The sequence below is a fragment of the Mesorhizobium sp. LCM 4576 genome, assembly GCF_001854815.1.
GTDB classification, from domain to species: Bacteria; Pseudomonadota; Alphaproteobacteria; order Rhizobiales; family Rhizobiaceae; genus Mesorhizobium; species Mesorhizobium plurifarium.
On the sequence record NZ_MDDT01000089.1, the window covers coordinates 240,736 to 259,717 of the forward strand.

15 protein-coding genes are annotated in these 18,982 nt (G+C 64.1%); 6 read left to right on the plus strand and 9 right to left on the minus strand.

What is annotated here, in order from left to right; translation table 11 throughout:
* The first annotated feature begins 8 nt into the window (after positions 1-8).
* Positions 9-1,904: an ABC transporter ATP-binding protein gene (locus tag LCM4576_RS32830; RefSeq protein ID WP_083361611.1), complete on the plus strand. Its 1,896-nt coding sequence runs from the start codon at positions 9-11 to the stop codon at positions 1,902-1,904.
* On the opposite strand, the gene LCM4576_RS32835 is transcribed toward LCM4576_RS32830, so the two are convergent.
* Positions 1,878-2,150 carry an exopolysaccharide production repressor exox gene (locus LCM4576_RS32835; protein ID WP_071036778.1) on the minus strand — a complete coding sequence of 91 codons (273 nt, stop codon included), beginning with the start codon at positions 2,148-2,150 and terminating at the stop codon, positions 1,878-1,880. The two genes, LCM4576_RS32830 and LCM4576_RS32835, sit on opposite strands and share 27 nt — an antisense overlap.
* Positions 2,151-2,757: 607 nt before the next feature.
* Here LCM4576_RS32835 and LCM4576_RS32840 point away from each other — a divergent pair.
* The 4 genes from LCM4576_RS32840 to LCM4576_RS32855 all read left to right on the plus strand — a co-directional run bounded on the left by LCM4576_RS32840 (position 2,758) and on the right by LCM4576_RS32855 (position 7,332).
* Positions 2,758-3,435, plus strand: a complete 678-nt coding sequence (locus tag LCM4576_RS32840; RefSeq protein WP_041001197.1) for a sugar transferase — start codon at positions 2,758-2,760, stop codon at positions 3,433-3,435.
* Positions 3,436-3,620: 185 nt separating this feature from the next.
* The gene (locus LCM4576_RS32845; protein WP_244510979.1) at positions 3,621-4,799 is read left to right on the plus strand and encodes a polysaccharide biosynthesis/export family protein; all 1,179 of its coding nucleotides are present in this window, start codon (positions 3,621-3,623) and stop codon (positions 4,797-4,799) included.
* Positions 4,800-4,917: 118 nt separating this feature from the next.
* Positions 4,918-6,009 carry an acyltransferase gene (locus LCM4576_RS32850; RefSeq protein ID WP_083361603.1) on the plus strand — a complete coding sequence of 364 codons (1,092 nt, stop codon included), beginning with the start codon at positions 4,918-4,920 and terminating at the stop codon, positions 6,007-6,009.
* Between the two features lie 39 nt (positions 6,010-6,048).
* Positions 6,049-7,332 carry an O-antigen ligase gene (locus LCM4576_RS32855; protein WP_071036441.1) on the plus strand — a complete coding sequence of 428 codons (1,284 nt, stop codon included), beginning with the start codon at positions 6,049-6,051 and terminating at the stop codon, positions 7,330-7,332.
* Here the strand turns inward: LCM4576_RS32855 and LCM4576_RS32860 are convergent, their stop codons facing one another.
* The 8 genes from LCM4576_RS32860 to LCM4576_RS32895 all read right to left on the minus strand — a co-directional run bounded on the left by LCM4576_RS32860 (position 7,333) and on the right by LCM4576_RS32895 (position 18,087).
* On the minus strand, positions 7,333-9,429 hold the full coding sequence (locus tag LCM4576_RS32860) for a proline/glycine betaine ABC transporter permease (protein ID WP_083361604.1): 2,097 nt from the start codon (positions 9,427-9,429) through the stop codon (positions 7,333-7,335).
* Positions 9,426-10,487, minus strand: coding sequence for a glycine betaine/L-proline ABC transporter ATP-binding protein (locus tag LCM4576_RS32865; protein WP_071036442.1), 1,062 nt, complete (start codon positions 10,485-10,487; stop codon positions 9,426-9,428). The genes LCM4576_RS32860 and LCM4576_RS32865 overlap by 4 nt, the downstream gene beginning before the upstream one ends.
* Positions 10,488-10,579: 92 nt before the next feature.
* The gene (locus tag LCM4576_RS32870; RefSeq protein WP_083361605.1) at positions 10,580-11,518 is read right to left on the minus strand and encodes an ABC transporter substrate-binding protein; all 939 of its coding nucleotides are present in this window, start codon (positions 11,516-11,518) and stop codon (positions 10,580-10,582) included.
* A gap of 81 nt (positions 11,519-11,599) precedes the next feature.
* The gene (locus tag LCM4576_RS32875; protein ID WP_071036443.1) at positions 11,600-12,427 is read right to left on the minus strand and encodes an SDR family NAD(P)-dependent oxidoreductase; all 828 of its coding nucleotides are present in this window, start codon (positions 12,425-12,427) and stop codon (positions 11,600-11,602) included.
* A gap of 18 nt (positions 12,428-12,445) precedes the next feature.
* Positions 12,446-13,216 carry a glucose 1-dehydrogenase gene (locus LCM4576_RS32880; RefSeq protein WP_071036444.1) on the minus strand — a complete coding sequence of 257 codons (771 nt, stop codon included), beginning with the start codon at positions 13,214-13,216 and terminating at the stop codon, positions 12,446-12,448.
* Positions 13,217-13,223: 7 nt separating this feature from the next.
* A complete protein-coding gene (locus tag LCM4576_RS32885; RefSeq protein WP_071036445.1) occupies positions 13,224-13,730 on the minus strand; it encodes an acetone carboxylase subunit gamma in 507 nt (168 codons plus the stop codon).
* 5 nt (positions 13,731-13,735) lie between these two features.
* Complete coding sequence (locus LCM4576_RS32890) at positions 13,736-15,931, minus strand: hydantoinase B/oxoprolinase family protein (protein ID WP_071036446.1); 2,196 nt, start codon at positions 15,929-15,931, stop codon at positions 13,736-13,738.
* A 14-nt stretch (positions 15,932-15,945) separates the two neighbouring features.
* Complete coding sequence (locus tag LCM4576_RS32895; RefSeq protein ID WP_071036447.1) at positions 15,946-18,087, minus strand: hydantoinase/oxoprolinase family protein; 2,142 nt, start codon at positions 18,085-18,087, stop codon at positions 15,946-15,948.
* A gap of 110 nt (positions 18,088-18,197) precedes the next feature.
* Here LCM4576_RS32895 and LCM4576_RS32900 point away from each other — a divergent pair, with 110 nt between their 5' ends.
* Positions 18,198-18,977, plus strand: a complete 780-nt coding sequence (locus tag LCM4576_RS32900) for a helix-turn-helix transcriptional regulator (RefSeq protein WP_071036448.1) — start codon at positions 18,198-18,200, stop codon at positions 18,975-18,977.
* The last annotated feature ends 5 nt before the right edge of the window (positions 18,978-18,982 follow it).

Sequence of the window (18,982 nt, forward strand, 5' to 3'; positions counted from 1 at the left end):
GCCAGGGCATGGGCTGGTCCTCGAAGCTTCGCCTGTCGTTTTTCCGTGATGTCGCGGGCTTCGGCGCCATGATGGCGCATGTCGGCGGGCGGCGCACGGCGACGGCGCTTGCCTTCCTGATCCTGGGGAGCCTCACGGAGGGCATGTCGATCCTGCTGCTCGTCCCGCTGCTGCGCCTGATCGGCAAGGCCGAGCAGGATTACGCGGTGCGGGTGCCGGAGGCGTTGCGTTGGCTTGTGCCCGGCGGAACGCTGTCGCTCGCCACCGTGCTCTCACTGCTCGTCGCGCTGGTGGCGCTGCAAGCGATTTTCAACCGCTTCAAGTCGGTCTACATGGCGCGGCTGCTCTACGACTTCGTCAACCAGGTGCGCATGAACCTGTTCGAGAGCGTCGGCAGGGCGCGCTGGGGCGTCTTCACGCGTATCCGCAGCTCCGACCTCGACCATGCGCTGAACGGCGACGTCGACCGGGTGCAGGTGGCGGCCTTCTCGCWGCTGATGCTCACCCAGGCCACRCTGCTTCTCACCGGCTATCTCGTGGTCTCGCTGTTCATCTCGCCGGTGATGACGTCCTTCGCCATCCTCGTCGGCCTGGTGCTGCTGATCGCCCTGCAGCCGTTCCGGGCGCGCGCCAGCGCCTATGGCCGCACGCTGACCGGCAACCGCCAGGACCAGTACCGCACGGTCTCCGAGTTCCTCGGCGGCATCAAGGTCGCCAAGAGCCTGAATGTCGAGGCAAGCTACTTTGYCGAGCTCGGCGCGACGCTGGACAGGATGAAGGCCGACAACATCGCCTTCGTCCGCAACTCTTCGCTCGGCACCGCGCTGTTGCAGGTCACGAGCGTGATCGGGCTCAGCCTCTTCATCTATATCGCGCTGGTCGGCTTCCATCTGTCGCTGGCCGAGATCGTCGTGCTGCTCCTGGTCTTCATGCGCGTCGCGCCGCGCTTCATGGACATGCAGCTTCAGACCCAGCAGGTGCTGATCAACCTGCCGGCCTACGCTTCGATGCAAAGCCTCCAGGCTCGCTTCGAGGCAGAACGCGAGACGGGAGAGAGCGCGGCCGAACAGGGCGCGAAACTCTCGCTCGAGACGGGCCTCAACATCCGCGATGTCTCCTTCACCTATGGCGAAGGAGACGGGAAACCGGTGGTCGGCGATATCACCTTCGGCCTGCCGRCCGGCAAGGTGACGGCGCTGATCGGCCCTTCCGGTTCCGGCAAGAGCACGATTGCCGACATGCTGCTTGGCCTGCTCGAGCCCACCGAGGGACGCATCCTGGCTGACGGCGTGGAGATCACTGCGCAAAATCGCAGGGCCTGGCGCGATCAGGTCGCCTATGTGCCGCAGGACGTGTTCCTGCTGCACGACACGATCGCCGCCAATCTGCGCCTTGCAGCACCCGGGGCGAGCGAGGACGAGCTCTGGGCGGCGCTGCGCAACGCCCATGCGGCCGATTTCGTGGAGCGGCTGGCATTGCGGCTCGAGACGGTGGTGGGCGACCGCGGTGTCCGGCTCTCCGGCGGCGAGCGGCAGCGCGTCGCCCTGGCGCGAGCGCTGCTGCGCAAGCCCTCGCTGCTTATCCTCGACGAGGCGACGAGCGCGCTCGACTGGCAGAATCAGTCGCTGATCGCCCAATCGATCGAGGYGCTGCGCGGCGAAATGACGATTTTGACCATCGCGCACCGACCATCGATGATCGCCTTCGCCGACTGGGTCGTGGCCATCGAGAACGGGCGCATCGTCGAGGTCGGACAATATCGGCGGCTGAAGGCAAAAGCCGGCAGCCGTCTTGCGAGGATGCTGTCGGGCGAGCAGGCCGAGCGCGGCACCGCGCCTCCGGTCGAGGCCGGACCGGTCCCGACGCCGGTCGAACGATCAGTGGAGGCTGCGCCTGGCGCTTAGCTTTTCGCCTTCGGCGACCTTGTTCAGGATCGTGCCGCGGTCCGCCTCGCGGGCTTTGTCGGCCGATGTCGGCGTGGCCCTGCCGATCATGGCGAAGACCAGAAGGAAATAGCCCGCCTGGATGATCACGGCGCAAACGATGGCACGCAACAGGATGGTGCCCRCCGATGCGCCGTCGAAATACGACCAGCCGATGACGATCGCGAGCGCGAATATCATGCCGATGATGAATTTTGGCAGAGACATGTTCGCCGGCCCTTCAACCGAGWCGAGCATGCAGAAGCTGTGACTTACCCACCCGCGTAACTCCCCGTTGCGCCAAAGAGTTCTTTCTGGCTGCCCAATCCGGCCGGTTGCTTCCGGCCTTCCTTACCCATGCAGACAATGACAGGAACAATTTGCGACTCTATTAAGGYGGGCCGGTTGGAGCAAGGCCCGGCAGGTATGGTTTCCAAGGATTTTACGAGATCGACTCCACCATGCTGCGTCGCACACTCTGGCTCCGGCAGCTATTCAATGCACCGCCTGTCGCTTCAGTAAAACCTACCACTTTGATTAGTATTTTAGCTGAATAACTTACCGTTGCGAGTGCTCCCAGCGACATGCAACCGCATTTCTTCTGCAGCAAAGAATGCACTGTCCAAAAATGGCCCAAAAGGTGGACTACATTTTCCTGGTTTGCTCTCACCTTGTCATAAACATGCCACAAAGGTGAAAATTTGGGCAGGGCAGGTTTATTATTTAGTCAATTCATGACGTGAACATTTCAGCGCGATGGGAAATTGTGTGTTGCGCTGCAGCATTTTTTTGATATCTTGCCGTAAACCATCCGTTCAACGTATGGAGCTTCTGCATGAGGGACGTCGCCAAGTCGGCTAATGCGGGTTTTGCGCAGGTCGGCGTTGATTTTCCACCCCCCATCGGCGGTCTGCTCAAACGCAGTTTCGATATCGTCGGTTCCCTGTCCGGGCTGGTTCTGCTCAGCCCGCTTTTCCTGATGGTCGCCCTGCTGGTCAAGCTTTCGGACAACGGTCCGATCTTCTATGGCCACAAGCGGATCGGTCGTGGCGGCAGGATTTTCTCCTGCCTCAAATTCCGCACCATGGTGACGGACGGCGAGCGCGTGCTCGCCGCCTATCTGGCCGCCAATCCGGAAGCCAACGCCGAATGGATCGCGACGCGCAAGCTGAAGAACGATCCGCGCGTCACCCGCGTCGGCCAGGTGCTTCGCAAGCTCAGCCTCGACGAGCTGCCGCAGATCCTCAACATCCTGCAGGGCGACATGAGCCTTGTCGGCCCGCGCCCGGTCGTACGCGACGAACTGGAGATCTATGGCAGYGCCGCGGTCTATTACCTGAAGTCGCGCCCGGGTCTCACCGGCCTGTGGCAGGTGAGCGGCCGCAACGACGTATCCTACGACACACGCGTCGCCTTCGACCGCCACTATGTCGAGAACTGGTCGATGTTCCAGGACATTCGCATCATCTTCAAGACGGTTCCTGCCGTGTGGATGTCGCGCGGCAGCTATTGACCGACGGGGCTGCCCCGCCAGATTAGGGGCAGGCATCCGGCAGTGATCTCATCGGGCGGATGGGGCCAAAGCGGATCGGAAACGTTCATTTGACAAAAGACCTCTTCGGACTGTCTTTCGCCTRCAGTCTCATATCCCGGACACCGGCCCGCGTCGCGGGCTTCTTGCTTGCGGCGTCGCTGGCCATGCCGCAATTGGCTGCCGCCGGCGATTATCAGCTTGGCCCTCTGGACAAGCTCAACATCCGCGTCGCCGAATGGCAGACGGTCGACGGCACGTTCCGCGACTGGTCGGCCATCAACGGCGAGTATTCGATCGGCCCGGGCGGAACRCTCTCGGTGCCGTTCGTCGGCGACATGGAGGCCRCCGGCAAGACGACGGCGGAGATCGCTTCGGCGATCGGACTCGCGCTGCAGCGTAAGCTGGCGCTACCCGACAAGCCGGAAGCTTCAGTCCAGATGGCGCAGTTCCGGCCGTTCTACATTTCGGGCGAAGTCCAAAATCCCGGCCAGTTTCCCTTCGTGCCCGATCTGACCGTGCTCAAGGCAGTCAGCATTGCCGGCGGCATAAGGCGCAATGCCGACTATGGTCCGCAGATCGAAAAGGATCTGATCACCGCCAAGGGCAGCTATGACATCTATGACGACCAGCGCTTGCGGCTGATGGTCAAGCGAGCCCGCATCGACGCCGACCTGGCCGGGAAAACGACCTTCGAGGTGCCTCAGGAAATCCAGGGTGATTCGAGATTGYCGACCATCGTCGCCGACGAAACGGCCATCCTGGTTTCCGACCAGAAGTCGCTGAAGCTGAAGCTTGATGCGCTCGACCAGTTGAAGGGTGTTCTGCAGTCGGAAATCGAATCGCTGCAAAAGAAGATCGCCAACCAGCAGAAGCAGGTCGACCTGGCGGAGCAGCAGGCAAACAGCATCGGTCCGCTGGCGCAAAAGGGCCTGATTGCCAATGCGCGATTGCTTTCCTCGCAGCAGACGGTCACCGACCTGCAGGGCAAGATCCYCGATTATGAGACGGCTATCCTCACCGCCAAGCAGTCGATCAGCAAGGCGGAGCAGGACGCCATCGATGCCMGTAACACACTGAGTTCGAGCCTCACTGCCGACCGGCAGCAAACGGAGGCGAACCTGAACGAGGCAGCCTTGAGGGTCGGCATGCAGAAGGGCCTGATCGCCCAGGCGTCGGATCCGGCAACGACTGCGGCCCTCACCGGCAGTCAAGAACCGCCCCTGCTCTATTCGCTGGTGCGCGTTGCCGACGGCAAGACGAGCGAGATCGAAGCCAAGGAAGACACGCCTGTGCTGCCGGGCGACGTGATCAAGGTGAAGCTGGCGCCGACGGCCAGCCAGTAGCGCCGCCGGCCACGGCTTGCACGCGGCGAACCGAGCAACGGAGGCGGGAGGAACAAGTCAGGCTCGTTCGCGCGCAACGCGGGCGGGCGATCTGTTTTGGACCGCTTGAAGGCATAACATGCAGCCCGCAGCTCCGCGTCATGTGTATCTCAATCTCGACGCCATCCGCGGAGTGGCGGCGATCAGCGTCATGCTCTACCACTTCTCGCCGTTCCTGGCCGACGGTAGGGTRCTGCCGTCGAGCTATCTCGCCGTCGATCTGTTCTTCCTGCTGAGCGGCTTCGTCATCGCGCATGCCTATGACCGCAAGATCGAGAACGGCATGGGCTTCGGCACGTTCGTGGCCATCCGCCTGATCCGGCTCTATCCGCTCTATCTCGCCGGCACGCTGCTCGGCTTCTTCTACCTGCTGGTCAAGAACAGGCTGATGCCGGTCGAATACATGCCGCTGTCCGAGATCGGCATGCGGCTGACGACCGGCATGTTCTTCATCCCGCTGGTCAGCGATGCCTATCACACGATCTTCCCGCTCAATCCGGCTTCGTGGTCGCTGTTTTTCGAGCTCATCGTCAACATCGCCTATGTCGCGGTCTTCGTGCTCCTGTCGCGGCGCGTGCTGACGGGCATCGTCGCCRTCAGCCTCGTGCTGCTCGTCGTCGCCTCGATCTTCGCCGGCACGCTGGATTTCGGCATGACCGGCAATACCATCCTCAGCGGACTGCCACGCGTCACCTTCTCGTTCTTCCTCGGCGTGCTGCTCTGCCGCTCGATGGCGCGCTGGCAAGGCAGTCTCGGCTTCCTGCGGCACGGCTTGTGGGTCGAGGGCGCGATCCTGCTCACGCTCGCCGTCTTCGCCATCGCACCTGGCGGCGGCGCGCGCGTTGCCTACGACCTCGCGGCGATCGTCATCGTCTTCCCGATCATGGTGATGACCGGCGCGGTGGCGCCGACCGCGCCGCTTCTGTCCGGCTTCTATGGCTGGCTCGGGCGGATTTCCTATCCGATCTACATCATCCACACGCCGATGCTGATGATCATCGCCGGAGCCGGCAAGGCCTTCTCGATCGATCCTTTCGCGCATCATCCCTGGTTCGGCATCGTGATGGCGGCCTCGGTCATCGTCATCGCCGACATCGCCACGCGCATCTATGAYGAGCCGGTGCGGCGCTTCCTGCAGCGGCAGATGCAGCGCGCGCGAGCCGTGGCTTAGACCGGCTCACTGAAGAAGGGCTCAACGGACAGATCCGGCATGAAGATTCCGAAATCCATTCTGATCGATCCCGACCGCAACGAGACCTACGGCGCCTTCGCCGTCGCGGTTTCCATGGTCGCTTTCGCCTACTCGCCCAATTTCGGTCAGATCCTGATCCTCGCCTATTACGCCGTCTGGCTGCCGCTGCTCTTCGTCGATTACCGGCGCTTTACCTGGAGGCTTTCCAGCGCCTGGCTGCCGATACTGCTTGCGGCCTATGTCTGCTTCTCGGTGTTCTGGTCCCAGGCGGCGGGCATCAGCGCGCGCGCGGCAGTGCAATATTCCTCGCATATCGTCTGCGCCTATGTCGCGGCGCGCACCATCAGCGTGCGCACGCTGGTGGTCGGCTCGCTGATCGGCATCTTCATTGTCCTGCTCTATTCCCTGAAGGTCGGCGCCTACGCGCTCGACACGATCGACGGCACGGTCAATTTCGTCGGCGCCTTCGGCTCCAAGAACCAGATCGGCTTCTTCTCCTCGCTCGGCATCTTCTTCTGCCTTGCCTTCCTGGTCTTCTACCGGCGCAACTGGCTGGGCTTCGTCTGGACCGCGCCGATCATGCTTCTGTCGGTCTATATGCTTGCCATCGCCCATTCGGCGACGTCGGTTGCCTCGCTGCCGRCGGTGATCGGCATCGTGATGCTGCTCACCATGACCAAGGTTTTGTCGCTGCGTTATCGCCGCGTGCTGTTCATCGTCGGCGCCGGCGCGCTGGTGAYGGGCGTGGTGGCGGCGCTCAACCTCGGCCTGCTGGATTTCGTGCTCGGCCTCTTCGGCAAGGATTCGACGCTCACCGGCCGCACCTATCTCTGGGAACAGGGCTGGGAAGCGGCRCAGCAGCATCCGCTGCTCGGCTATGGCTATGCCGCCTATTGGGTGCAGGGCTTTGYCGATCCGGAACGGCTGTGGGCGGAATTCTACATCTCGACCCGCTCCGGCTTCCACTTCCACAACACCTATGTCGAGACACTGGTCGAGATTGGCTTCATCGGCGTCACCTTGCTGGCGCTGGTCATCCTGCGCTCTTTCTACGGCCATGTGTCGAAGGTTGTGTTCGGCGACTGGAACGCCGATTCGGTGGTGCTTGCCGGCGCGATCGGGCTGATGCTGATCCGCTCCTTCTTCGAGGTCGAAATGCTSGGCCCCTACTTCATGGCGTCGTTTATCGTCTATTATGGCCTGTTCACGCTGACCCCGTTGCCGGCTTTCCGGCGCCGCAGGGCGGTCGTCCCAACCGAGGACGAGAGACCTGCCAATGGCCGTGTGCCGGCGCCGGTCTGATCAGAGCGACGAAGCCGCCGAGCGTGCGACGGCGGCCTGGATCAACCGGTCGGCCAGGATCGCCAGGAAGGCAATCGACAGGCCGGCGATCAGGCCCATGCCGGCATCGGCCTTGCCAAGCGCGACATAGACCGCCTGGCCAAGATCGCGCGTGCCGACAAGGGCGGCGATGGCCAGCATCGACAGCGCCGCCATGATGGTCTGGTTGAGGCCGAGCATGACGACCGGCAAGGCGAGCGGCAGCTTGGCCTGCAGCAGCGTCTGCAGCGGCGTCGCGCCCATCTGCTCGACCGCCTCGACCACATCGGCGCGCACATGCCGCAGTCCGTGCTCGACATAGCGGATCGGCGGCACGATGGCGTAGAGCATGATGGCGATCAGCGCGGTGAACTCGCCGACCTTGAAGAACATCAGCGCCGGGATGAGGAAGACGAATTGCGGCATGGTCTGCAATGCATCGCAGATCGGCTTCAGGACCTGCGAGACGCGGTCGCTATGCGCCGCCCATGTGCCGAGCGCGCCGCCGACCAGAAGGCAAAGCAGGACCGCCAGCGTGCAGAGATAGAGCGACTGCACCAGCTGCGGCCACAGACCGTTGACCAGGATCAGCCCGAAGCCCGCCACCGCGAAGAGGCCGAGCCGCGGCCCGCCCACCTGACCGGCAAGCAAGGCGACGGCAAGGATGAAGACCGGCCAAGGCAGATCGAGAAAGCCGGTGTAGAGGACGAGGCCGGCGGCCAGCACCGCGGCCGCCGCCTGCCRGCCGAGACGGCGCGCAGCCAGCACGGCCATGGCCAGCACCAGGACGGCATAGGCGGCCAGCGCCGATGGCGGCAGCGAGAAGCCCCACATGACCGGCGTCGCCGAGCCGGAAATGCCGACGCGCATCGGCAGCAACAGGCAATAGAGCACCGCATTGCGCGCGCCGTTGAAGAACCAGGCATAGTCACGCACCAGTCCCAGCAGCCACTCGTTGACGGTGCCCATCTGCATGCGCAGCCCGGTTTGCGGCAGAAGCGTCGCATCAGGCACGGCCAACCGGATGACCACTGCAAGAGCCAGCGCGACCGCCAGCGACAGCACCAGCCGGCGCGGCGTCATCCAGCGCATGGCGCGCGTTGGGCCGGTCTCCGGCGCCCTGGCGAAGCCGATGGTGAGACGGTCGATGAGGATGGCGAGCAACGCGATCACCAGGCCTGAGAGGATGCTCTGGCCGAACTCGGCCTTGCGCATCGACGAAAGGACCTCCCAGCCGATGTCCTCGAAGCCGCCGATGATGGCGGCGACGATGACCATCGACAGCGCCGCCATCGTCGTCTGGTTGAAGCCGACGAGAAGCTGCGRCAGCGCCGTCGGCACCTCGACCTGCCAGAATTGCTGGCGGCGCGTGCAGCCGCTCATCAGGCCGGCCTCGCTGATCGCCGCCGGCACGCGATCCAATCCGAGCATGGTGTTGCGCACCATCGGCGGCGTCGCGTAGATCGCCGAGGCGATCAGCCCGACCACCGGGCCGAAGCCAAACAGAAGCAGGAGCGGGATGAGATAGGCGAAGGCCGGCACCGTCTGCATGAGATCGAGCGCGCCGTTGAGCACCGGACGCCAACGCGGGCGGGCATGGCCGAGAACGCCAAGCAGGAAGCCGAGCACGATCGAGATCGGCACCGCCAGCAGCACCAGCGCCAGCGTGTTCATGCTCTGCGGCCAGTAGCCGGCGAGCAGGATATAGGCGAGCGTGGCGAGCGCGAAGATGGCCAGCCGTTCGCCGCTCGACTTCAGCGCAAGGGCGGCGACAGCCAGCATCACCGCCGGCCAGGGCAGCCAGGCGAGCGCCAGCCGCGCGCCGCGCATCGGCGCATCGAGCAGAGCGGAGAGCGCGCGGAAACCCGGCTGGATGACGGCGACCACCACGTCGGTCACGGCATTGATGTATGTAGCCAGCGGCAGCGTCCATTCCTTTGGGAAATTGACCAGCCAGGGAAGTTCGGTTTTGAGCAGCAGGCAAAGCACCGTCAGYACGGCCAGCGCGCACCAGGGAAGAAGGGCCGGCGCGATGGCGAACCTTTGCGGGGATGGTGCGATCGCGGCCGGCGCCGTCATGAACTTTTGCGCCTCGCCTGCTCGCGCTCCATCACGGCGAGCACGGCGCCGGCGCTGAGCACCGCCGGCGGGCTGTCGCCGGCGCCCGGCACTGTGAACGCCGCCACGCCGGAGGCGAGCTGCGGGATCAGCGCTTCGAGGCTGGTGTCGGCGGCGACGCTGCGCTCAGGCAGCACCGCGCCATTGGCGGGCGCGGCGATGTCGCCAGCCGTGATGACGCGCAACAGCGGCATGTCCTCAGTGAACTGCGCGACATAGTCGTCGGCCGGGTTGAGCACGATATCGGCCGGGCGGCCGATCTGCACGATCTTGCCGGCCCGCATGATCGCCAGCCGGTCGGCGAGGCGGAAGGCCTCGGCGATATCGTGGGTGATGAAGATGATGGTCTTCTTCAGCATGCGCTGCAGGCGCAGGAACTCGTCCTGCATCTGCTTGCGGATCAGCGGGTCGAGCGYCGAGAACGGCTCGTCGAGAAACCAGAGCTCCGGCCCCACCGCGAGCGAACGGGCGATGCCGACGCGCTGCTGCTGGCCGCCGGAGAGCTGATGCGGGAAGGACGCCTCGCGCCCTTCAAGCCCGACCAGGGCGATCATCTCGCGGGCACGGGCCTCGCGCTCCTTCGCCGRCTTGCCCTGGATCTTCAGCGGGAAGGCGACGTTTCCCAACACGTTCAGATGCGGCAGCAGGCCGAAATTCTGGAACACCATGCCCATGGCGTGGCGGCGCAGCTCGATGAGCTCCTTGCCGCTGGCGGCGAGCAGATTCCTGCCGTCGAGCAGGACCTCGCCGGCGCTGGGCTCGACCAGGCGCGACAGGCAGCGCACCAGGGTCGACTTGCCGGAGCCGGACAGGCCCATAATGACGAAGATCTCGCCGGTCGCCACCTCGAAGCTGGCATCGACGACGGCCGGCAGATGCGCCTCGGCGCGCAGGCGTTCGGCCAGCGCGTCGGGATCGATGATATAGCCGCGCGAGTCGAAGTAATAGGCCGGGCGCCGGCCGTAGACCTTCCAGACATTTCGGCAGGCAAGCTTTATCGGACGCGCGGCCGTGTTCATCCTTAACCACCCGTGCCGATCGCCCGCCCGGCTCCGCGCAGCGCGGAAGCCGGCCTATGGTGCCCTCAGCCCTTGCCAAGCACATCGGCGAATTATCCCTTGGCGGCGTCGAGCCAAGGTTTCCACACCGTCTCGTTCTTGTCGATCCATTCCTTGACGACGGCGTCGAGATCCTTGCCCTGCTTGTCGACGGCCAGCATCATCTTCTGCTGCTCGGTCGCATCCATCTTGAAGGCCTTGAGGAAGGCGTAAGCCGCCGGCCATTTGGCGCCGAAACCCGACCAGACGATCTTGTCGACATCGGGAGGGGTGATGCAGTGCTCGTTGGTCTGCTCCTTGCAGGGCGGCATCGTCACCCAACCGACATCGTTCTCGGCCAGCGCGTAATGCGGGCCCCAGAACATCATGATCAGCGGCGTCTTGGCGGCTTCTGCTGCTTCCAATTCGGCGACCAGCGCGCCTTCGGAGCCCGACGGAACGGCGGTGTAAGGCATATTGTTGTCGGCGAGGATGGTCGCCGCGCGCGAACCCCAATCGGCTGGATAATCGAGAAAGCGGCCGTTGGGTGCCGTCTCGGGCGTCGCCAATGCCTGCACGCATTCGGGCTTGTTCAGCGCATTCCAGTCCGGCAGGCCGGGGCAGACCTTCTCCATGAATTTCGGATAGATCCAGCCTTCCTGGGTCTTCAGGTCGAGCTTGCCGATGTCCTCGATCTGCTTGGCGRCCAGCACCTTCGGATAGATGTCGCCGACATTGTTCAACCAGATCTCGACCGAGGCGCTGAGCGAGCCATCGGCCAGGCCCGAAAATTGCRGGAAATTGCCGGCGGTGACGTATTCGACCTTATAGCCGAGCTTCTCCAGGAGCTGCCCGGCGATGTGCGTGGAGACATGTGCGCCGGTCCATTCCAGCATGGCGAGCTTGATCGGCTCGTCCTTGGCGCCGAGATCGGCGCTGTACGCCGCGCTCCCTCCGGCAAGCATCAGCGCGAGGCCAATTCCGGCTGTTTGCAAGACATTTCTTATCATCATGTCAGTTCCCCTGTTGGTTGATGGTCCTTCCGTCATGCCGGCCTCCTCCCACGAGACCGGTATCCATCACCCCTGCCGATGCTACCATAAGGCTCCGCCGGTGATCTGGATGTTTTCCATGGTGATCCCCTTGGCCAGGTCCGAGCAGAGGAAGACCGCGAGCGCCGCGATTTCTTCCGGCTGCATCATACGCCCCTGCGGGTTGCCCTTCCTGAATTCGTCCATCAGGTCCTCGGCGCTGCGGCCCTTGCCTTCGCGCTCTACGACCTGCGCCACGTTGCGGCGCATCAGCTCGGTTTCGACCCAGGTCGGGCTGATCATGACGCAGGTGACGCCGTGTGCCGCGCCTTCGAGCGCGACGCACCGGGTCAGGCCGAGCAGGCCGGCCTTGGAGGCGCAATAAGCTGGATTGTCCTTCCAGCCGACGGAAGCGGCGGTCGAGCCGATGTTGACGATGCGGCCCCAGCCGCGCTCGATCATGCCGGGCAGGACCGCGCGGGTCGTACGGAACGCCCCGGTGAGATTGGTGTCGACGATCTTGTCCCAGAGCTCGTCGGAATGGCCGCAGACCGGCTGCTCGGCCGTGGTACCCGCGGCGTTGACGAGGATGTCGGCCGGGCCGACCGCCGCCTGGGCTTCCGCAAAGAAGAGGTTGGTGAGCGCGCTGTCGCGCACGTCGAGATGGGTGGCATGCACCTTGGTGCCGTGGGCAGCCAGCGCCGACTTCACGCGCTCGATCTCGTCGGCGCCGGGATAGTAGGCGGCGTCTGCCCTGCCCGCCTGCGGCGGCGCCACATAGGAGCCGACGGCGACGTTGGCGCCGGCCTTGGCGAGCGCCGTGGCGATGGCAAAGCCCATGCCGGAAAAGCCGCCGGTGACGATGGCGCTGCGGCCGGTGAGGTTGGTCATCGCAAGCGGTCTCCGGGTTCACACTGCAAGATAGCCACCGTCGACCACCATTTCGGAGCCGGTGACGAATTTCGATTCGTCCGAGGCGAGGTAGAGGACCATGTAGGCGATGTCGTTCGGCTCGCCGAGAAAGCCGATCGGGTGCCGCGACAGCGCCTTGGCCTTCTCCTGCTCGAGCGTGCCGAGGTCGCGCAAATAGGTCTCGGTCTGCGGCGTCCAGATGTAGCCCGGATGGATGGAATTGCAGCGGATGCCGTAGCGCTGCTCGGCGCAATGCACCGCAACCGCCTTGGTCAAGGTGYGCACGCCGCCCTTGGAGGCGCAGTAGGCGGCCAAGTCCGCCTCGCCGATGATGCCGTCGATGGAGGAGAGATTGATGATCGATCCGCCGCCGGATTTCTTCATCAGCTTGACGCCTTCCTGGCAGCCCAGGAAGACGCCGTCGAGATTGACAGCCATGGTGCGCCGCCATTCGGCTAAAGTCGTGTCCTCGACGTTTTTGGCGATCGCGATGCCAGCATTGTTGACCAGCACGTCGAGCCGCCCGAAGCGCCGCTCGATCGCCGCCATGACGGCCGGCCAGTCCTCGGGTTTCGACACATCATGGCGCAGTGCCAATGCCTCGCCACCGGCCTTGACGATCTCCGCCGCCGTGTTGGCCGCGAGGCCTTCATCGATGTCGCTGACGACGAGCCTGGCGCCTTCCGACGCCAGCAGAAGCGACGACGCACGGMCGAGGCCGAGCCCGGCCCCGGTAACGAGCGCCACCTTGCCTGCGACGCGGCCCATTGCGGCATCAGCCTCCCTTGTTCAACGGCTCCAGCGGCTTGCCCAGCCAGTCACGATAGAGACCTTCGAGATCGGGCTCGAAATCATGCACGATCGGATAGCCGGGGGCGGCCGCTTCGACCTCATGCAGCGTGCCGCATTGCGGGCAGATGAATTCGCGGATTTCCATCCACTCCGGATCCGGCAAGTCGCTGTTGGGGTAGATCTCGCGCAGCGTCTCCTCGGTGTCGCGCACGATGATCGCGGCCTTCAGCTTCCAGTTCTTGCGGTAGTCGCCGAAGGAGTGGCCGCATTCGCATTTCGTCACCCGCTCGTCGCCGCTCTGGCAGATGAAGAGATGGTCTCCGACCGGGAGCAGGATCGGGTCCTTCCAGCCGACGCGATCCTGCAGCACCGCGACATATTTGAAGAAACGGTCGTCGTCCTTGTAGGCGCTCATGATGCACCGCGTCTGCGGYCAGGGCAGCGTGCCGGCAACCAGATCGGCGATGACTTCCTTGCTGTATGAGGTCATGGTCCTTACTCCACGCCGAAGGTCGATTTGGCATCGACATCCCAGAAGGTCGAAAAGTCCCTGGTGAAGCGCGGCGACAGCTTGATGGCGCTGGCGTACATCTTCTTCACCTCGGGCGCGAAATCGGCGGCTTTCACGCGTTCGCGCTCCTTGGCGATCCATTCCGAGACCGGTTTTGCACGCGCCAGGCGCTTGGCCCGCATCTCGGCGCGGTGGCGCTTGGTGGCTTCGAGATTGGCGACCGGAAAACCTTCCTCGTCCTCGTCGAGCACGATGCCGAAGATGCCCTCGGCTGCTTCCTTGGTCAGAAAACCGTTCTCGACGTCCCAGGCGGTCTTGATCGGATCGCGCTCCAGCACGTCACCGTAACCGCCGCCGCCATTGTAGGAATGGGTGAAGACATCGCCGGTCTTATGCGGCGCGGTGATGTAAGGGCCTTCCAGCGTCACATGATCGCCTTCGAGCCGCACTTCCAGCTCCGAGCGGTACGGATTGGTGCCGGTGTGATGGGCGAGCGGCGCGCCGTTTTCGGCCAGCTCGAAGATGTTCGAATCGCGCACGGCGCGGTGCTTCTGGCAGGTCGGCGCYGGATAGCCGCCGCACAGGCCGCCATTGTCGAAGACCCGCGAGGAGTGCTCGGACGTCACCAGCCGCAAATGATCGGTCTTCGAGACCAGCCACGTCGACAGGAAGGAACAGCCGCCGCGATATTTGCCGGCGCCGCCGGAATTGGGAACGATCGACCTGCCGATATAGAGCATCGGCATGTTCTGTTCCCAGATCTCGATATTGCCCATGTCGGATTCCGGGTTCCAGCCGACATAGGCGGTGTCGAGCCCGTCCTTGATCGCCAGCGCACCGGAGCCGGCGGCGGCRCATTCGAAATGCGCCATGCCGAAAGGCGTGCCGTACTGGCTCTCGCCGCCCATCTCGATCATCGGGCTGTTGACCTGGCCGACAAAGGCCTCCTCGACGAAGCCGCGCGCGATGAAGGAGCGCGACAAGAGCCGCTGGAAGACGCCGTAGGCGGGCAGCAGCAGCGCCCAGGATGTGGCCGTCGCCACCATCTCGTTGTCGGGGTTGGTCCAGGTGCCATGCGGCAGCTTCAATTCGGTCGCCATCCAGGCGCCGTCATTGACCAGGCCCTCGAAATTCATGTGCTGGGTCAGCGTCACGAACATGCCGCCGTCCATGCCGGCCGGCGTGCAGTTCATCGAATGGTACCCCCAAGGCTGCGTGCCCTCGAAGTCCATGACGATCTTGCCGTCGGACGTGATCTCCATCTCGATCGGAATGTTGTAGAGCCAGTTGGGGTCGCCGAGCGGCTGGTAGCCCGGCTTGCCGGCGGTGAYGTGGCCGTAGAAGGTGTGGCCGCGATAGATGCCGGGCACGGTGAGCTGGCGGGTGCGGGCGAGCTGGGCGCGGCGACCTTCCTCGATGAACTCCTTCGACACCTGCATCCAGTAATCGAGGCCGATCTCGTCGATCAGCGCCTTGACGCTTTCGCGCATGTCGATGCAGGAGGCGACCTYGGCCTTCTCGTCCAGCACCCAGTAGATCGGCATGCGGAGATTGCGCTCGCAACGGATGACGTAGTCGCGCCTGAGCTCGTCGTTCTCACCGACCTTCTCGGCACAAACGAACAGGCCTTCGGTGAAGCGCTCCTGCGCCAGCGCCACGTCGCCGCCCGGCGTGATGYCGCCGGCCTCCAGCTCGTGACAGACGGCGCCGGCCCAGCCGACGAGCTTGCCCGAATGGAAGATCGGCACCACGTCCATCACGTCCGGCACCTGCACGGTGCCGATGAAGGCGTCATTGTTGGCGAAGATATCGCCGTCGCGGATCTGCGGGTTTTCCTCGTAGCCGTTGCGGATCATCCATTTGATGAAGCGGCTCATCGTGTGGACATGCACCATGATGCCATTGGAGAGCGCAATCGCGTCGCCCTCCGGCGTGTAGATGGCGACGACCATCTCGCCGACCTCGCGCACGCCGGGCGAGGCGGAGATACGCCGCGCCATTTCGCGGGCCGACACGCAATAGGCACGCAATTTGGTGTGCAGCGTCTCGAACTTCAGCGGATCCTGGTTGCRCAGCTCGAGCTCGGTGATGCCGTCATAGCAACCGGTCTCGTCCATCAGCCGTTCGGATTCGATCAGCCTTTCGCGGATGCGCAGCGCAGAGGCGGGTTTGTCCAGCATGGCGTTCGCCCTTCTCAAGCGTGGGTGTAGTRCAGCAGCGTCCATTCATCGACATGGACGCGGTCCTGCGGGTGGACGACGAGAGTGGTCGCCGGATGTTCGATGATGGCCGGGCCGATAACCTCGTGGCCGGGCTGGAGCAGATCCATCTCGTAGAGATTGGCCTTGTGCCAGCGGCCGCCGATATAGGCCTCGCGCACCCCCTTATGGGCCGACGCGGGGTCGGATTTGCCCAGCGGCCRCTTGACCAGCATCGGCTTGACCTTGTCGGCGGTCGCGATCAAGCCCAGCTCGKTGATCGAGAAGCCGGCCTCGCCATAGCGCGACACACGGTGATTGACCTTGGCRTAGACCGCCTCGAACTCGGCGATGACCTTGCGCATGTCGTCGGCCGAACGAACCGCCGACAGCGGCGCCATCACCTCGACGTCCTCGAGCTGGCCGGTGTAGCGCATCATCAGGAACGGCACGGTCTTGATCTTTGAGAGCGCATGGCCGTCGGCGACCATTTCTTCGACCGCGGCCTTCGTCAGGTCGTTCCACACGCCGGTAACCTTCGCCCCGAAAGCCTGCAATTCGTCATCGCTGGCGCGCGCGCCGATGTCGATCTGTGTCGACACCGAATGCCGGCGCATGAAATCGGCAGTGGTGCAGCCGAAGGCCGAGAAGGCGGCGGCGAACTGGAAGGTGATGATGTCCTTGAAGCCGATGCCTTTGGAGCAGCCGGCGAGGTGCAGCGGGCCGGAGCCGCCATAGGAGAGCAGCGTGAACTCCGATGGATGGATGCCCTGGCCGGAGATGACGCGGCGCAGCGCATTGTTGGCGTCGGCCTCCAGCATGTCGATCATGCCTTCGGCAGCTTCTTCGACACCGACGCCGAGCACGCGGGCGCATTTCTCCTCGAAGGCTTTCCTTGCTTTTTCGACCTGCAGCACGACCTTGCCGCCAAGGAAGTAATGCGGGTTCAAGCGGCCGAGGATGGCGTCGCAGTCGGCGATCGTCGGCTCGGCGCCGCCMTTGGCGAAGCAGATCGGGCCGGGATCGGAGCCGGCGCTTTCCGGCCCKAGCGATACCTTTTTGGTCAGCGGATCGACCTTGAGGATCATGCCGGCGCCGGCGCCGATGGTGTCGAGATGCAGCGTCGGGACGTTGAGCTTGAAGCGGTCCATCAGCGGCTCGTTCTCGATCCGCGTCTGGCCGCGCGTGATGACGCCCATGTCGAACGAGGTGCCGCCCATATCCGAGCAGATCAGCGAGTCGTTGCCGATCAGCTTGCCGACATAGGCCGCGCCCAGGATGCCGCCGATCGGACCGGAGATCATCGTCTCGTGCAGGCGCGGATGGTCGATGGACGTCAGGCCGCCGAAGGAAAGCAGCGTCTGCACGCCATATCTGAAGCCATATTTCTTCGAGACGTCCTCGATGCCCTTGAGCTGCCTGCGGCCGCGTGAGGTGGCATAGGCTTCGATCAGCACCGAGTTCAGCCGCGACTGCTCGCGGATGACCGGGCGCACTTCGTGGCTGGTGTAGACCAGGATGTCGGCGCCGGCGGCGGCGATCTCCTCGCGGCAGATCTCGGCGATGCGTTTCTCATGCGCCGGATTGACATGGGAGAAGATGGTCATGATGCAGATCGCCTCGACCTTGTCGGCGATCAGCTTCTTTGCGGCAGCGTGCACCTCGTGCTCGTAGAGCGGCAGGATGACGTCGCCGAACTGGTCGATGCGCTCGGTGACGCCATGGGTGCGGCGGCGCGGCACCAGCGGATCGGGATGATGGTGGGTCACCGCGTGCAGGCGGTCGGCATAGGAATAGTCGGCCCAGGCCTGCAGGCCGCGGCCCATCAGGATCATGTCCTCGAGGCCCTTGGTGGTGATCAGCCCGAGCTTGCGGCCGGTGCGCGACAGAAGCGTGTTGAGCATGCCGGTGCCGGAATAGAGCACCACGTTGACGCCCGAAAACAGATCCTGAAGCGAGATGCCCCAGGCATCCGCCGCGTCCTCGGCCGAAGCGAGGAAGCCCTCGGCCTCGTTCTTCGGCGTGGTCGCCGACTTGCCGATCTTGAAGTGACCGTCCTGATCGACAAGGATCGTGTCGGTCATGGTGCCGCCGGCGTCGATGCCGATGACGATTGGGTTGGTGGTGATCTGGTCCACGGGTCGCTTTCCCTTGCCGAGAGTGACCGCAGGCTAGATTCCCGAAGCCGGATCGCGCCATATGCCTAAAGACACAATGACGCTTGGGCCGGGTTCGCCGAGAAAAGGGCATGCGCATGGGCAATATCTGGGCGCCGCTGGCAAAAGCGATCGCCRCCACCGGCACCGACCGGCATGTCGACTGCCTGATCGACCTGATCGGCGCCGACATCGCGCATGACCTGGTGACGGTGACGCGCTATTCGGCGACCAAGACGCCGGAATTCGTCAAGCACCGGCGCTTCTCCGACGAGATGGTGCGGCGCTATCTCGACAATTACTACGTCTTCGACCCGTTCTATGCGTCGTGGCGCAGCGAGCGCCGGCTGGGCATCATGCCGCTGAAGGRCCTGGCCGACGAGGAGGCCAAGCGCGGCCAGTACATAGCCGGCTTCCTGGCGCAGTCCGAAATCTGCGACGAGGTCGGCATCCTGCTCGCCGACGGCGGCGACTGGTGCCTCGGCATCTTCCTCGACCGCTCGACCGTGTCGTTCAAGGACGGCGAGATCGCGCTGCTGACCGAGCGGCTGCCGGTGTTCGAAGCGCTGCATGCGCTGGACATCAAAGCGCGCGGCTCAGACTTTTCACGCACCTCGGCGCCGAGCGGTCCAGGCGCTTCGCCGCAGCAGAAGCCCAGAATTCCGGAAAGCCTGTGKCCGGAACTCTCATTGCGCGAGCGCGAGCTGGTGGAACTCATCCTCGCCGGCCATCCAACCGCCAACATCGCCGAGCGGCTCGGCATCACCGTCGGCACGGTGAAGAACCACCGCCGGCGAATCTATGAAAAGCTCGACATCACCACCGAGCGGGAACTGTTCCTGCAATTCTTCCAGCACCGAATGGACGGCTAGCCCGC

What these genes read in the sequence shown, in the direction of transcription:
- LCM4576_RS32875 (WP_071036443.1), bottom strand. Translation starts at nt 12,427, where the DNA reads ATGACCAACCTCACCGGCCGCAGCGCCATCGTCACCGGCGGCTTTTCC.